Here is a 14,275-nt window from a genome sequence, read left to right as displayed (position 1 = left end):
TGACCATTGCAACAAGCAGGCTTTTTATGCCTGCAATTTGGCCGGATCTCCGCTAAACTCTGCCACCTTTTCTCGATGGGCATGGCTTTGCCGCGTTCATCACCCCCCATTTTTAGTACTTTTGGAGCCGCTCATGCCGTTAGTGGGACATCAACACCAGATCGAGATCCTGGAACTGACCGACAAAGGAGATGGCAAAGGACGCCTGTTCGATCGCCCCCTGTTTGTCGAAGGTCTGCTGCCCGGTGAGCAGGCGCTGGTGGAGTTGACCGAGGTCAAGCCGAACTATCTGCACGGCAAGGTTGCCGAGCTGCTCCAACCTTCTGCAGATCGGGTTGCCGATTTCTGCCCCAACACCGAGTGCGGTGGCTGTCAGGTGCGCCCGCTGGCCTATCCGGCCCAGCTCAAGCTCAAGCAGGCACTGGTGCAGAGCGCACTGGAGCAGGCTGGGCTGGGTGATACTCCGGTCAAGGATATCCTTGGCATGGAGAGTCCGTTCGCCTATCGCAACAAGGCGCAATATGCGGTGCGTGGCTGTGACGCCGGTGCCGAGATCGGTTTTTATCGCAAGCACTCCCACGATCTCATCACCGCCGATGACTGTGCGGTGCAGGATCCGTTGCACGTCGAGCTCAACGCCCGGGTGCGCAACTGGATGCGCGCGCATGACATCGCCGCTTATGACGAAGTAAACCACAGCGGCTGCGTGCGCAACCTGATGACCCGCAAGGGCTTCAAGAGCGGCGAGCTGATGGTGGTGCTGGTGACCCTGAGCGAGGAGCTGCCGTTCGAAGCCGAGCTGCTGGCAGCCCTGAGCGATCTGCCGGTCACTACCCTGGTGCAGAACATCAACGATGAGCGCACCAACCGCATTCTGGGCGCCACCAACCGAGTGCTGCTCGGCGAAGGGGTGATCCGCGACAAGATCCACGAACTCGAATTCGAGATCTCGCCGCTCTCCTTCTTCCAGAACAACCCGACCCAGACCGATGTGCTCTACTCCAGTGCCCTCGAGTATGCCGAGCTGACCGGCAACGAGACGGTGTTCGACATCTATTGCGGTATCGGCACCATCTCCCTGTTCCTGGCTGGCAAGGCCGCCAAGGTCGTCGGGATCGAGTCGGTGGAGAGCGCCATCAGCGATGCCCGTCGCAACGCCGCCCTCAACGGTATCGAGCACACCGAATTCCACGTTGGCAAGGCCGAGCAGCTGATGCCCGAGCTGCACGCCCAGGGTGTGACCGCTGACGTGGTAGTGATGGATCCGCCGCGCAAAGGCTGTGACAAGGCGGTGCTGCAGACCCTGGTCGCCATGGCGCCCCGCCGTCTGGTCTATGTCTCCTGCAACCCGCAGACCCTGGCCCGCGACCTCGCCTGGCTGGTCAAGCAAGGCTTCGTGCTGGACGAGGTGCAACCGGTCGATATGTTCCCGCACTCCATGCACGTCGAAGCGGTTGCCCGCTTGAGCTTGCCTGCCAAGGCATAAGTCGCTCCCGACTCTTGCCCATAAAAAACGACGCCAGCTGGCGTCGTTTTTTTATCTCTGCAATCGGCGGATGGGCGATTAGCTGGCGCTCTGGCGCACCTCGGCGGCGATCTGGTCGAGCAGCTGTTGCCAGCCCTGACCCAGCTCGTTCACCAGCGCGTTATAGCCATCGGCCGGCAGCACCCGCTCCTGACGGAAGGGGGCATCGCGCAGCACGGTGCCATCTTCCGCCAGCAGGCGCCAGCGACCGCTCAGCACGGCGCTGCCGTCATGACGGCCCTGAAAGCGCTCCACCAGAATGGTCAGCACCGGCCCCTTGCGGGCGCCATCTTGCCGTACCACCCACCCCGGCAGGCGGGTGGAGAGGCCATTGAGGGTGAGCTGGTTGAGCTGATCGTCCAGCGCACCGGCCCAGCGATGGTACTCGGTGAAGTGCAGCTCTTGCCCTTCCAGCTGATAGACCAGACTGATCCGGTCGAGCTGGCTGGCCAGCGCCACCGGGCGCAGCACCAGCTGGTGCTGCGGTTGGGCCGGTGCCGTTACGGGTTGCTGGTTGTCGGCATCGAGCGAGTAGTAGTGCAGGCTTGGCTGGCTGCTGCAACCCGCCAGCAGGCCCAGCAGGGCCAGCGTCAGGATCTCTTTTTTCATTGTTTGCCTCGCTTGGGCTCAGGGTCCGATGGATGCGCGCGATCGAAGATCAGCGAGCTGGGCTGCTCGTTGAGGGAGTGCACCAGCGGCTGCAGTTCGCGCATCAACTGATTGAGGGTCTGCACCGACTGACGCAGGTCCTGATTGGTCTGCGACTGGGCATCATAGGCCTGCAAGGTCTCCTGCAACTGCTTGAGGCTCTCGTTGAGCGAGGCCGGCAGCTGCTGGGTGGAATCCTTGGCAGTGAGCTTGTTCAGGTTGGCGCTGACTGCACTGATGTTCTTCAGGGTGCCATCCAGGGTGGTGAGTGACCCGTTGACCTTGGTCAGGGTGGTCGCCATGTCCATGTCGACAAACTTGTCGAGGATGAGGTTCACCTTGCGCTCGATCTGATCCAACCCACCCGGCACTGTGGGGAAGACCTGATAACCGGCCAGCTTGGCCTGCTCGAAACGTGGCGCGTCCGGATAGAAGTTGAGATCGATGATCTTGCCGCCGGTCAGCAGGCTCGAGGTCTTGAGGCTGGCACGCAACCCCTCCTTGAACTGCTTGCCGAACAGGGCACGCCACTGATCCTTCTCCGCCTTGGCATAGCGGTGGGAGAGGCGCTGTACCTCGATGCGAGCCAGCACCGGGATCTGGCGGCTCTTGAAGATCTGCACGCCCTTGTCCTCGATGAGGTAGGGGGCGGAGATGACGGTACCGACCCGGATGCCGCGATACTGCACCGCCGCGCCCGGGTGCAGGCCACCCACGTTGTCATCGAACAGGAAGACGTAGTCGATGAACTGATCCAGACTACCGGCCAGCACGCTCGCCTCATCCTGGAACAGGGTGAACCCTTCCATCTGTTTGACCGGTTCGCCAGGCGCCCAGCCGGGTGGCAGACCCATGGTGATGCCGCCATCGATCAGGCTCTCCAGCGAATCCATCTTCACCTTCATCCCCTCGCTGCTCATGGAGACCTCGAAGCCCGGGGTCATCCAGAAGCGGGAGTTGCTGCTCACCAGAATGTCATAGGGGGCGTGGATGAAGATTTGATACTGCATCTCGCTCTTTTCCGGCAGGAACTTCGCCTCTTCCACCTGACCTATGGTGAAGCCCTGATAGTTGATGGGGGAGCCTTCTCCCAGCGCGCGGGTGTCGCGACTACTGAGGGTGAGACGCAGCCCCTTGGCATCGAGGGAGGCGAGCGGCGGTTTGTCGAGCATGGCGTATTCGTCCCGCGCCCGACCTTTCTTGCCGGGGGCGAGCTCGATATAGGCGCCGGAGAGCAGGGTGCTCAGACCCGATACTCCTTCACGGCCCACTCTGGGTTTGACCACCCAGAACTGGCTGTCACCGCGCAGCATGCCGGAGGCGGCATTGGTCAGCCGTCCTTTCAGCACCGCATGGCTATAGTCATCGCTCAGCTCGACGGCCTCGATGCGGCCGACGTCCACTTCGCGGGAACGGATCACCGTCTTGCCAGCGACTATGCCCTCGGCAGTGGCGACTGTCAGGGTGAAACTCGGGCCCTGGGAGTACCAGTGCTGGAACAGCATCCAGAGACCGATGAACAGCGCCAGCAAGGGCACCATCCAGATTGCGGCGGCAGAGCTCAGAAAGTCAGAGCCCGGTTTCCACCTTTTTTTACGCTCACTCACGTTCGCGTTCTCCTTGTTGTAAATCCCAGATCAGGCGAGAGTCGAAACTCATGGCGGCGACCATGGTGATCAGCACCACACCTGCAAATGCGACGGCCGCAGGGCCGGGGTAGATGGTCATCAGATTGTCGAGCCGGATCAGGCCCGCCAGAATGGCCACCACGAAGACGTCGATCATCGACCAGCGTCCGACAAATTCGGTCATGCGATAGAGTTTGAGCTTGCCAAGGGGGGAGGTGACATTGCCGCGCTGCACCATATAGCAAAGCCAGAATAGCGCCAGTATTTTCACCAGCGGCACCACCACGCTGGCGAAAAAGATCACCGCCGCTATGGGGTAGGAGCCCATGGCCCAGAGCAGCACCACACCGCCGAGGATGGTGGAGGGGCTGTCATCACCGAGGAACACTGTATCCATGATGGGATAGACGTTGGCCGGAATGTAGAGGATGGCGGAGGTAAACAGCAGCGCCCAGGTACGGTTGAGGCCGCCCGGCTTGCGGGCATGCAGCTTGCCGCCGCAGCGGGAGCAGCTGTGGCTACCCACCTCGCTCAGGGCGCCACAGACATGGCAGCCCACCAGACCGGACTCCAGCGCGCCCGCTTCCGGGTCGATCTCCCGTGACTCGGTTGGGCCGAACAGCCGCTGCCACAGCCACATCTGATCCAGCGAGGAGATCATCTTGATGAGCAGCACCGTGTAACCGACGAAAGCCCAGAATGACAGCCCCATCTTGATGTCGGCCATCCCCATCAGCTTGACCAGCGAGATGAGCACCCCCACCAGAAAGACATCCACCATCAGCCAGGGTTTGATCCGGCAGAGCAGACGACCGAGGGAGCGCAGGGCATTGCTGTGCAGATCTTTATCGACCCGCCACAGCACCAGCATGATGGAGCCCATATAAACCAGTGGCAGGCCGATCAGGGTCAGGCTCAGTACCGCGCCGAGAAACAGATAGCCCTCATCCACCAGGGTGGTGATGCTCTGCAGAAAAGTCATCTCCTGGCCCACCCCTTTGGCCGAGAAGGACATAAAGGTAAAGGCATTGGCGAGCACGAACATGATGAGTGCCGCGAACCCGTAGGAGATCGGCCGCAACTCCTGCTGTGGCAGGTGGCGACTCAGGGTGTGTCCGCAACGGGGGCAGCAGCTGGCCTGTCCCACCTCGAGCGGTGTGGCCGGTATCAGCAGGTCACACTCTTCGCAGGCAGTGGCATCATGGACATAGGTGGTGTGGTGTTGGTGTGAAACCGGATGCAAGATAAAACCCCAGATAAGGCCCGTGGTAGAGCCAGAGCTGGCGATTATCGCAGTTGTGCTGGTCAGCGACCAGCCCCCGGAGGCCGCTATTGCTGGCGGGAGTGAGAATGACTTTGACAAGCCAGTGCCCATTTAGCACAATCAAACGCCACTTTTTTTCCGCGGGACAATAATTTATGACAACTGAATCCCCCAGCTACTCCACGATTGAGCAAGCCTTCTCCCTCGGGAACGGGCAAGATTCTGCCCTCAACTGGTTGCGCAAGAACCGCAGTCAGGTCGCTATTTTTCTGGTGAGCGGCATCAAGCTGGAAGGCACCATCAGCGGGTTCGACCAGTACAGCGTGCTGCTGACCGATGCTCATGGTAACCAGCAGCTGGTCTACAAGGCCAAGATCTCCACCATCGCCATGCACACCGGCCGTCCGCAGGTGAACATCCAGCGTGCTCGCAAGCCGCGTGTCTCCATGGCGCCGCGCCCCCACGGTGCGCCGGGTCGTTATGACGACAATCAGGGCGGCGGCAACAACGAGTAATCGTCTGCCCCGCGCGCCCCGTTGACGCGCTCTGCGTCAGCGGCTGACGGAACCTGCTCTCATTTTCATTCATGTCCCGTATGAGAGCTGGTTCCGGTTATCGCCCCTTGCTGGGCGATATTTTTTTCCGCACTACGCGGTTATGCCAACCGGTTGACCCTCTTTGACCATGCAGGTCTGCATACCCGCCGCTTCTCCGGCCTGTACCCCGATACCGGTATCTTCAAACACCAGACAGCCTGATGGCTCGACCCCCAGCTTGCTGGCGACCAGCAGGAAGGTGTCCGGATTGGGCTTGTGCAGCTCCACATCGTCTGCGGTGACCACCACAGAGAAGTAGCGATCCAGCCCGGTGTTGCGCAGCACCGCTTCGGCGTTGACGCGGGGCGAGCCGGTGCCAATCCCCATCGGGATGACGCCATGATAGCGCTCGACCAGCGCCTGCATGGCCGGAAAGACGGTCGCCTTGTGCAGGTTGGCCACATAGTGGGCGGTCTTGCAGCGGGTGACTTCGAGCGGGTCGAGGGGGATCTGCTGCTCCTGTGCCACCAGCAGGGCTATCTTGCGGCTCGGCATGCCACCCAGTTCATAGAACCAGTCGGCATCGAAGCGAAAGCCAAACTCGCGGGCAGTGTGTTCCCAGGCTGCGAGGTGCAGCGGCATGGAGTCGACCAGGGTGCCATCAAGGTCAAAGACCAGGCCTTGGAATCCGGAAAGCGTCATGGTACGGGTCAGTCTCTGAAAAAAGGGAGCCCATTCTAGCCAGTGGCTCCCCGCCTCGCCATCACCTAGCTGGTGAGAAACGCTTGCCCCCACATTTGTGACTGAAAATAGACGGGGGTGAGCTGGGCCGGATCGAGCTGGTATTTGGGGGCAAGCTGCTCCAGCAGGGCCCAGTTGCCCTGTTCATAGGTGCTGACCAGCTGAAACAGATGAAAGAGTGGCCCTTCGTGCAGTTCGATGGCGCGCTGCACGCTCTTGGGCAGGTGGGCCATCAACGGCTCCGACAGCAGGGAGCCATCGAGCACCAGTCCCACCAGAAAGGCCCAGCTTGCCTCCGCTTTACCCAGCGCCGTGAGGGCAATCAACTCGCAGAAGCGGCCGCGGGCGATGGCCATGCGGGTGCAAGCCTCCGGCATGTGCTGGCTCACCCGGGCCAGACCGTTGATCAACACGAACTTGCGGATCTCCTGCTCCCCCAGATAGGAGAGGGCGCGGGGTACCGAGGTGATGGGGGCGGCATGATCGAAGCCGGGGGCGTTGACGTAGGTGAGCAGCAGGCCGGGCAGCCAGGCATCCTGCTCCAGCAGGCGGGCTACCTGGGCGAAGGAGAACTCTTCGTGGCAGATGAGCTGGAGGATCTGCTGTACCAGCGCCATATCGGGCTGGTTGGCCCGCTGATTAACCAGCTCCGGACGGGCGAGAAAGCCGCCGGCAAAGAAGTCGACCCCCGCCTCCCGCAGCGGGAGAAAATCCGCCCAGGTCTCGATGTTCAGCGCCATCCGCTTGTGCTCGGTGGGCTGGCAGATCCCCTCTTCTCCCATCCAGTACACCAGCAGGCGGCTGGCGCCGAGCCAGCGTGGATCCCGGTTGGCGCCGTGCACCGCCAGTCTGCGCCGACTGTCGCGCCACTGCTCCAGCACCGGGAACGAGTTGGGCTGGCGTTCACTGGAGGCTTCAACCAGCGGGATCGCGTCCTGATCCAGCAGCATGGGACGTTGTTCATCGAGCTGTTCGTGGGTGAAGGGCACCAGATATTGACGCCCCTGTGCCAGCAGGCGGCAATGTTGCGCCAGTGAAGGCCATTCGGCCGGTGAGCTGAGCTGATAGTCGATGCCGTAGGCCACCAGAGCCAGGCGACGATTGAAGATAGGGTAGCGACGCAACAGCATGGGATCACCGATAGGCCAGAGTGCGGGCCCTCCCTTGTGACTTGGCGTGGTAGAGCGCCTGGTCAGCCTGTTCAGTCAGGGTCTGCCATGCTCCGTCCAGGGATGGAACCAGATAGCTAAAGCCTATGCTAACCGTAATGAAATCAGCAACCCGCGAGGCGGGATGGGGCATTTTCAAGCGGGCAAGACCATCGTGGATCCGTCCGGCCAGCTGTTCGGCCTCACCGGGTTGCGGGGCGCAGAGCAGAATGACGAACTCCTCCCCGCCGTAACGAGCGACCAGATTGGTACAGCGCCGCTCTGCATCCCGCAGCACATGGGCCACCTGTTGCAGGCAGAGATCCCCCTTGGCATGGCCGAAGTGGTCGTTGTAGGCCTTGAACTCGTCGACGTCGATCATCAATACCGCCAGCAGGTTCTGGGTGCGTCGTGCCCACTCCCACTCCCGCTGCATGGTGATGTCCCACTGGCGCCGGTTGGCGATGCCGGTGAGGGGATCTTCCAGCGACAGCAGGGAGAGGCGGTGATTGGCCTCCTCCAGCGCACGGTTGGTCTCGGCCAGCTGCATGGTGCGCTCGGCGACCCGGGCCTCCAGCTGGCGGTTGAGGGTTTCCAGCTGTTCCTGAGTGCGCTGGCGGATCAGCAGTTGCGACAGGATGGCGGCGTACTGTTTGAAGATCTCGCTCTGATAGGCTTTGAGCGGACGGTGCCAGAGCAGGTTGTCGGCGGCGATCCAGCCGATGGGGGTAGTGCCATCCCATAGCGATACCATGGCGTTCCAGCCACGGCCCACCTGCTGCTTCTCGTAGTAGAGGGGGGTATCTTCCATCACCAGCACGTAATCTTTGCGCCTGAGCGCCTCTTGCACCGTGGGGTGATCTGGAATGGGGCTGATGAAGTTGTGTTCATCCATCAGCTCGCCCTCTTCGCTGGTGCCCCAGGTGCCGCGCATGGTCTTGCCATCGGGTTCGATCAGGAAGATGGCAACCCGATCGAACTGCAGCTCCTTGCGGGCCAGCAGCACGGCATCCCGCAGCAGATCGTTCTCGCTGCGACTGCGGGAGAGGGTGACGCTGACCATGTGCAGCGCCTGCAACATGGTGAGGAAGGAGCCCTGCAGTGCCTGACTCTGTACCAGATCGGTCTGGGTATGGAGCCGCTGGTCCCGCTCCTGATTGACCTGGCTGGAGAGCAGGTGATTGCTGAGCTCGGCAGTCAGATAGTGGATAAGGAGCTGGATGCCCTGACGCTGGTGGGAGGAGAGGCGATCGATGCGGCGGCGGGTCTCCAGATAGATGACCCCTTCCAGTTTCATGTGACGCTTGAGAGGGAAACAGGCGCGTAACTGCGGCTGGGCGGGCTCCACATTTTCGCCGGGATCCGGCGGAGGTTGGAGTTGTTCGATCACCAGTTGTCCCTTCTCCATCGCCTTGTCGATCAGGTGGTGGGGCAGGGTCAGTTGACCGAGATGGGCGAGATCAAGCGTGGTCAGCCCGTGATCGAGCTGAAAACTGTAGAGCTGCGGTTCGGGGGCTTTCAGCCAGAGGTAGAGGCGTTCGGCATCGGTCTTTTCACGGATGGTGGCGAGGCTCACTTCGCATAACTGAGCGAAGTTGGTGAAGTGTTCCGGGTCCCATTCCAGCATACCAATATCCCTTGGATTGTACCCAAGCGAGTATAGACATATTTCTCCTTGATTAATATGTCAGAAAGGAGAGGCGGCGCACATAATGGTTGCTTTCAGCCCTGCTGGTGGAGACATTCACTGTGTTCTCTGTCAACCGTGGCTAGAACTGTGTGCCATAACGGTATTTATGGCAGCTTGTAGGGCGGGGTGTTGGGCAAAAAAGAGCCCGCACGATGGCGGGCTCTCGGGCAGATCAGATGATTCTGCGCGGCTTATTCTGCCTTGGGGGCAGCCTCAGCGGGTGTTTCACTGCTATCGGCTGGCGCACTCTCGGCCGCCGGGGCTTCCGGTGCCGGGCCAGGCACCAGATCCACTGCCGGTTTGGCGATAAGGGAGCGGGTCTCTTCCACCGCTTCGGTCAGTTTGACCTCGATGATCTGGCCGAGCTCGTAGACCACTTCGGTCTTGTCCAGATAGACGCGACCGTTGTCCCAGTTGCACTCCAGTCGATCCTTGTTGTCGAGAATATGGCGGGCAGGCAGGAAGACCACGGCGCCGTTCTCCTGCAGACGCAGCTTGAGGCCGGCACGCATCACGTCGATGATCTCGGCGTTGAACACCTGATCGGTGCCAGCGGCGGCTTTCAGGTAGCGAACATAGAGCCAGTCGCCGATGTCACGCTCCACCATGCGGTGCAGACGGCGGCAGGCGGTCAGATGCTCGGTGAGCTCGGTGCTCGGGCGCTCACCCGGGGTCTTGCCGGCGATGACGGCTTTGAGCAGACGATGGTTGACCATATCGCCGTACTTGCGAATAGGTGAAGTCCAGGTGGCGTAGGCATCCAGACCCAGGCCGTAGTGGGCGCCCGGTTCGGAGGACATCAGCGCATAGCTCTGGAAGCGGCGGATCTTGCCATCCAGCCAGCGGGTGTCGAGGTTGTCGATCCAGCGGCGCAGGGCGCAGAAGCCGGAGAGGCTGGCGATCTCGTCGCGCTCGAACGGGGCTTCGGCACTCTTCAGCAGGTCGATGGCGCCGTCGAGGGACTCTTCGTCAAAGCCGGTGTGAACGTTGAAGATGCCGTAACCGACGCTCTTGCCCAGCACGCGACCGGCGCAGATGTTGGCGGCGATCATCGACTCTTCCACCATGCGGTTGGCGATGCGGCGCGGTTCGACGTGGATGGCCAGCACTTCGCCATTCTCGCCCAGCTCGAAGTCGTAGTCGGGACGATCCGGGAATACCAGCGCATGCTCGGTGCGCCACGCGATGCGTGCTTCGGTCATCGCCTTCATCAGCGGCAGCTGGGCCAGTACGCCTGCGTCGATGGACAGCTCTTTGCCATGCTCGGCCCAGTCGGAGACGTCGTCATAGTTGAGACGGGCGTGGGAGCAGATGCGGGCGGCGAAGAACTCGGTCTCCTCCAGTAGCAGACCATCTTCGGCGATCAGCAGACGGGCGCACAGGGTGTTGCGCTCCTCACCCTCTTTCAGGGAGCAGAGCTCGTCGGAGAGGGTGCGCGGGATCATCGGCACGTTGCGGCCCGGCATGTAGACGGTAAAGGCGCGCTGGGCGGCTTCCTTGTCCAGCTCGCTCCCTTCGGCCACATAGGCGGTCGGGTCAGCGATGGCGACCAGCAGCTCCCAGCCGTTGTCCAGCTTGGTGATGGCCAGCGCATCGTCCATATCCTTGGTCTTGGCACCGTCGATGGTGAAGAAGGGGACTGCGGTCAGATCGCGACGGGGCAGCTCTTCCTCTTCGATCACCTTCCACTCCGGCAAGTCAGCCGGCTCGACCTGGGCCAGATTGTGGCGCGCCAGCACTACCCACCAGGGCACATTGTGATCTTCCTGGGCTGCGATCTTCTGGATAATCTCGGCCGAGAAGTTGCCGTCGACCAGCGCATGGCGCTTGAGGGTCGCCACCACCCAGTCACCTTCCTTGAACTCTTTCTCATCCAGACCCTTCTTGACGCGGGCCTTGATGGCATCCTTGATCAGCGGATGGTCGGCAACCACGTTGAGGCGGTCACGGAACATCTTGACCCGGGCCACGAAGCGGGTGACGGACTGCTCCAGCAGGGTATCCGGCTCGGCCACTTCCTTCTCTTTTTCAGTGCGGATCAGGGCGGTCACCCGGTCACCGTGCATCACCTTCTTCATGTAGGGAGGCGGCACGAAATAGCTGGTCTTCTCATCGACTTCCAGAAAGCCGAAGCCCCGGTCCGAGGCGCGGATCACACCCTCTTTCTTCGGGATGTTTTCGCGGATTTGTTGCTTGAGCTGGGCCAGCAGCGGATTGTCTTGGAACATAAGTGAGGAACCTGAAGTGAAAACCTGGGTGGAGACCTGATGAAGGATCGCCCAGCACTATACGTTTTTAGCCCTGCAAAGCCAAGGTGAATGGCCTGCTCAGCGTGGTTTCAACTGCGATCTGGCATGGTCGATAAGGCGTTGGGAGAGCTGCTTGTGAACCCCTTTTTCCAGTACCCAGCGGTGCCAGTAGAGGCGTTCCGTCAGGACGTGGTCGGGACTGAGGTTGAGCAGTGACCCGCCTGCGAGCTGGCCTCTTATCTGCAATTCGGGAATGAGACAGTAGGCCAACCCCTGCTCGGCCATGGCGACGAAGGCCTCTGACGAGTGGACCGTATGGCAGGGGTAACCGCCCGGCTCCAGCCCGAAGTGCTCCCTCATAAAGCTCACATGCATGTCATCGCGCTGATCGAACGCCACCGCCGGTGCCTTGGCCAGCGCCTCACGAGTCAGGCCGCGAGGGAAGTGGCGGGCTACGAAGGCGGGGCTGGCGGTAAGCAGATAGTTCATCTCACCGAGCTCGTCGACGCAGCAACCCGCCAGCGGCTGGGGATGCAGGCTGACCGCGCCAAAGGCCTGACCCTCGCGGACCTTGTCGAGGGTGCGGCTCTCGTCATCGACCTGCAGGTTGAGTTCGATGGGGTGCTGTTTCAACAAGGGGGCAATGGCGGGCAAAAACCAGGTGGCCAGGCTGTCGGCGTTGACTGCGATGCTGATCCGGATTGGCCCCTGCGGCTCATCGGGAGTCAGCTCCCCCGCCAGTTCGAGTTCGAGCTGGTGTACCTGCCGATAGTGGGCCAGCAGTTTCTGGCCGAGTGGCGTGGCCTGCAGCGGCTGGCTGCGAATGAGTAGCGGCTCGGCAAACTGCTGTTCCAGCTGCTTGATCCGCTGGGAGATGGCCGACTGGGTGATATGGAGCGACTTGGCCGCCCGATCGAAGTTCTGCTCTTGCAGTACCGCATCCAGCGCCCGCAGCAGTTTGTAATCCAGCTCTTTCATCTTCTCCCCCTTCCGTTGCCCAAGGGCTGACTCTACGTCACTCGGCAGGGGACAACAATGGGCGGTGGAAGGGGCGTTGCGCTGTGATCTTTGACAGTAGTGGTCAGGCCATTGAGGGAGGATACTCTCTGGTGCCGCATGGGGTAGCCCTGCGCAGATCGTAGCGACATCTTTATCCCGGGTCTGTTTTCCCGGGATTTTTTATGAGTGAACTGCCAACACTGGTGACGGTTGCTGCTGTGGATAATGGCTGGTTTGATAATGGCCCAGCAGAGGTTGGGAGACCGCCTGCGCGAAGCGCTCATCCAGATGGAAGCGGATGCCAACGCCCCTTACCGCCCCCAGATCGACCGCCTGACGATGACCGAGCCGCTCGATGGGTAGGCCAAGTCGGCGGAAGATGCGCTCCACCGGCAGGCTGACGACGGCGACCAGCTCGCGGATCCCGTGGGCATGGGCGAAGGCATAGACCTCGCGGAAGATGACACAAGTGAGTTCACTGACGCCATTGCTCATGCGCGGTGCGCGCTGGGCATCGATAGCCAGACGGGTGAGTTCCCAGACATCGGGGGTGCGTGGCGCGCTTTCACCGGCAAGGGCGGTGGGGAAGATGGTGGGCAGCATATAGGCATCGGCACAGTTGAGCAGACGAATACAGCCACACAGCCCTTGTTCGTCCTCGATCAGAACCCAATGGGTGTCTGGCGTGTCGAAGCTGTCACGCTCCAGGCCCCGATGAGACTCGACATCCCAGCCTAGCCGGTCGGAAAAGACGCGATTTCGAAAGCGATAGAGTTCATTCTCCACCTCGTTTCGTGGATGTTCTCTCAATTTTCCTTTAAAAACCAACATTATGGACCCTCTATCTTGCTATTCGCCGTTATAATCACATGTCTGGCCAAGGGGGCTTTCATATGAACAGAGACCAACTGCTTGAGTACCTCGAACATTTCACTTCGGTGACGGACGGCAATCGTCTGGCCGAACTGATCGGTCGCTTTACGCTCGGGATGGGCTATGACTACTATCGCTTCGCCCTGATCCTGCCGATGTCGATGCAAAGGCCCAAGGTGGTGCTGTTCAACCAGTGCCCCGATTCCTGGGTTCAGGCCTATACCGAAAACAACATGCTGGCGTGCGATCCGGTGATCCGGCTGGCACGCAAGCAGACGCTGCCCATTTACTGGAACCGCCTCGATGAGCGGGCCAGTTTTCTGCAGGAGGGAACCATGGATGTGATGGGGTTGGCAGCCGAGTTCGGTTTGCGTAACGGCATCTCCTTCCCTCTGCACGGTGCTGCCGGGGAGAACGGTATTCTCTCCTTCATCACCTCCGAGCGGGCCTCGAGCGACCTGCTGCTGGAGTCCTCGCCGATCCTCTCCTGGATGTCCAATTACATCTTCGAGGCGGCCATTCGGGTGGTGCGTTTCAGCATGATGGACAGTGCGGGTAAAGACCCCTTGACCGAGCGCGAGACCGAGTGCCTGTTCTGGGCCAGCGAAGGGAAGACCTCTAGCGAGATCGCCTGCATCCTCGGGATCACGGAGCGCACGGTCAATTACCATCTCAATCAGGTCACCCGCAAAACCGGCTCCATGAACCGCTATCAGGCCATTGCCAAAGGGGTTAGTACGGGGCTGTTGCTGCCCAATCTGGAGCAAGTTGTGGTGACCAACTTCCCCAGATTGCTGCAGTAGGCTGAGCCCACAGGCGCAACAGATTCTCCTGCCGCACTCTGAGGGTCACAATTGTCAGATCCGGTAATTGACAAGGGCTGGAACAGCAGTAGGTATGCCGGTTTTTATTAGCAAAATGAATCAATAAGTAAATCAATGAATTTCTAAGAAGGAACTACCATCGCTATAGTG

12 protein-coding genes are annotated in these 14,275 nt (G+C 60.8%); 3 read left to right on the top strand and 9 right to left on the bottom strand.

Annotated features, from left to right (window positions below):
• The first annotated feature begins 133 nt into the window (after nt 1-133).
• Entirely contained in the window at nt 134-1,486 is a 1,353-nt protein-coding gene (rlmD, locus tag ACTG2S_RS18980) for a 23S rRNA (uracil(1939)-C(5))-methyltransferase RlmD (RefSeq protein ID WP_100652771.1), read from the top strand.
• Between the two features lie 78 nt (nt 1,487-1,564).
• Here the strand turns inward: rlmD and ACTG2S_RS18975 are convergent, their stop codons facing one another.
• The 3 genes from ACTG2S_RS18975 to ACTG2S_RS18965 are packed head-to-tail and all read right to left on the bottom strand — an operon-like array spanning nt 1,565 to nt 5,044.
• Nucleotides 1,565-2,134: a PqiC family protein gene (locus ACTG2S_RS18975; protein WP_040066980.1), complete on the bottom strand. Its 570-nt coding sequence runs from the start codon at nt 2,132-2,134 to the stop codon at nt 1,565-1,567.
• Nucleotides 2,131-3,780: an intermembrane transport protein PqiB gene (pqiB, locus tag ACTG2S_RS18970; RefSeq protein WP_259585028.1), complete on the bottom strand. Its 1,650-nt coding sequence runs from the start codon at nt 3,778-3,780 to the stop codon at nt 2,131-2,133. Before pqiB ends, ACTG2S_RS18975 begins: the two co-directional genes overlap by 4 nt.
• On the bottom strand, nt 3,773-5,044 hold the full coding sequence (locus tag ACTG2S_RS18965; RefSeq protein ID WP_274161128.1) for a paraquat-inducible protein A: 1,272 nt from the start codon (nt 5,042-5,044) through the stop codon (nt 3,773-3,775). The genes pqiB and ACTG2S_RS18965 overlap by 8 nt, the downstream gene beginning before the upstream one ends.
• 176 nt (nt 5,045-5,220) lie before the next feature.
• On the opposite strand from ACTG2S_RS18965, the gene hfq reads away from it, so the two are divergent.
• On the top strand, nt 5,221-5,580 hold the full coding sequence (gene hfq, locus ACTG2S_RS18960) for an RNA chaperone Hfq (RefSeq protein WP_005335772.1): 360 nt from the start codon (nt 5,221-5,223) through the stop codon (nt 5,578-5,580).
• A 132-nt stretch (nt 5,581-5,712) separates the two neighbouring features.
• On the opposite strand, the gene ACTG2S_RS18955 is transcribed toward hfq, so the two are convergent.
• From ACTG2S_RS18955 to ACTG2S_RS18930, 6 genes are all read right to left on the bottom strand, one after another.
• Nucleotides 5,713-6,303, bottom strand: a complete 591-nt coding sequence (locus ACTG2S_RS18955; protein ID WP_064339401.1) for an HAD family hydrolase — start codon at nt 6,301-6,303, stop codon at nt 5,713-5,715.
• Between the two features lie 65 nt (nt 6,304-6,368).
• Nucleotides 6,369-7,472, bottom strand: coding sequence for an EAL and HDOD domain-containing protein (locus tag ACTG2S_RS18950; RefSeq protein ID WP_005363003.1), 1,104 nt, complete (start codon nt 7,470-7,472; stop codon nt 6,369-6,371).
• Nucleotides 7,473-7,476: 4 nt separating this feature from the next.
• Nucleotides 7,477-9,117: a sensor domain-containing diguanylate cyclase gene (locus tag ACTG2S_RS18945; protein ID WP_279498743.1), complete on the bottom strand. Its 1,641-nt coding sequence runs from the start codon at nt 9,115-9,117 to the stop codon at nt 7,477-7,479.
• Nucleotides 9,118-9,371: 254 nt separating this feature from the next.
• Nucleotides 9,372-11,408, bottom strand: a complete 2,037-nt coding sequence (locus ACTG2S_RS18940; protein ID WP_139495069.1) for an exoribonuclease II — start codon at nt 11,406-11,408, stop codon at nt 9,372-9,374.
• 99 nt (nt 11,409-11,507) lie between these two features.
• Nucleotides 11,508-12,407, bottom strand: a complete 900-nt coding sequence (locus tag ACTG2S_RS18935; protein ID WP_201946708.1) for a LysR family transcriptional regulator ArgP — start codon at nt 12,405-12,407, stop codon at nt 11,508-11,510.
• A gap of 201 nt (nt 12,408-12,608) precedes the next feature.
• The gene (locus ACTG2S_RS18930) at nt 12,609-13,259 is read right to left on the bottom strand and encodes an acyl-homoserine-lactone synthase (RefSeq protein WP_201946706.1); all 651 of its coding nucleotides are present in this window, start codon (nt 13,257-13,259) and stop codon (nt 12,609-12,611) included.
• A 62-nt stretch (nt 13,260-13,321) separates the two neighbouring features.
• On the opposite strand from ACTG2S_RS18930, the gene ACTG2S_RS18925 reads away from it, so the two are divergent.
• Nucleotides 13,322-14,104 (top strand): LuxR family transcriptional regulator, encoded by a 783-nt coding sequence (locus ACTG2S_RS18925; protein ID WP_005335753.1) that lies wholly within the window; start codon nt 13,322-13,324, stop codon nt 14,102-14,104.
• Nucleotides 14,105-14,275: the final 171 nt, after the last annotated feature.

The sequence above is a fragment of the Aeromonas sp. 82P genome (genome assembly GCF_051919365.1).
Classification (GTDB): domain Bacteria; phylum Pseudomonadota; class Gammaproteobacteria; order Enterobacterales; family Aeromonadaceae; genus Aeromonas; species Aeromonas veronii.
The sequence above is the reverse complement of the archived record's forward strand: the minus strand, read 5'-3'. Positions and strand labels throughout refer to the sequence as shown.